The sequence below is a fragment of the Paracoccus niistensis genome (genome assembly GCF_042432925.1).
GTDB classification, from domain to species: Bacteria; Pseudomonadota; Alphaproteobacteria; order Rhodobacterales; family Rhodobacteraceae; genus Paracoccus; species Paracoccus niistensis.
The window spans coordinates 1-1120 of sequence record NZ_JBHLWE010000071.1 but is presented as its reverse complement, the minus strand read 5'-3'; the positions used below and the strand labels follow the sequence as shown (position 1 = coordinate 1120).

Annotated in this window: 1 protein-coding gene; it reads right to left on the bottom strand. The window is 66.7% G+C overall.

Features of this window, described 5'->3' with window-relative positions; genetic code table 11:
- Positions 1 to 5 precede the first annotated feature (5 nt).
- Positions 6 to 1120: elongation factor Tu (gene tuf, locus ACFFII_RS17475; RefSeq protein ID WP_377700151.1), on the bottom strand; the 1115-nt coding region annotated here is incomplete at its 5' end.

Sequence of the window (1120 nt, the reverse complement as noted above, 5' to 3'; positions counted from 1 at the left end):
TCCGATCACTCGATGATCTTCGACACCACGCCGGCGCCGACGGTGCGGCCGCCTTCGCGGATGGCGAAGCGCAGCTTTTCTTCCATCGCGATCGGCGCGATCAGCTCGACCTCGAACTTCAGGTTGTCGCCCGGCATCACCATCTCGGTGCCCTCGGGCAGCTTGACGGTCCCGGTCACGTCCGTGGTGCGGAAGTAGAACTGCGGGCGGTAGTTGGCAAAGAACGGCGTGTGGCGGCCGCCTTCCTCCTTGGTCAGGATGTAGGCCTCGGCCTCGAACTTGGTGTGCGGCTTGACCGAACCCGGCTTGCACAGCACCTGGCCGCGCTCGACGCCGTCACGGTCCACGCCGCGCAGCAGCGCGCCGATGTTGTCGCCCGCCTCGCCGCGGTCCAAGAGCTTGCGGAACATCTCGACGCCCGTGCAGGTCGTCTTCTTGGTCGGGCGGATGCCGACGATCTCAAGCTCGTCGCCCACGTTCACGGCGCCGCGCTCGACCCGGCCGGTGACCACGGTGCCGCGGCCCGAGATCGAGAACACGTCCTCGATCGGCATCAGGAAGGGCTGGTCCACGGCACGCTCGGGCGTCGGGATGTACTCGTCCACCGCCTTGATCAGCGCGCGGATCGAGTTCTCGCCGATCTCGGCGTCACGGCCTTCCAGCGCCGCCAGCGCCGAGCCCTTGATGATCGGGATGTCGTCGCCGGGGTAGTCGTAGGAGGACAGAAGCTCGCGCACCTCCATCTCGACCAGCTCCAGCAGCTCCTCGTCATCCACCTGGTCGACCTTGTTGAGGTAGACGACCATGTAGGGGATGCCGACCTGGCGGCCCAGCAGGATGTGCTCGCGCGTTTGCGGCATCGGGCCGTCGGCGGCGTTCACCACCAGAATGGCGCCGTCCATCTGCGCCGCGCCCGTGATCATGTTCTTCACGTAGTCGGCGTGGCCGGGGCAGTCGACGTGGGCGTAGTGGCGCGCCTCCGATTCGTATTCCACATGCGCCGTCGAGATCGTGATCCCGCGCGCGCGCTCTTCCGGGGCCCCGTCGATCTGGTCGTAGGCCTTGAACTCGCCAAAGTACTTCGTGATCGCCGCCGTCAGCGTCGTCTTGCCGTGGTCAA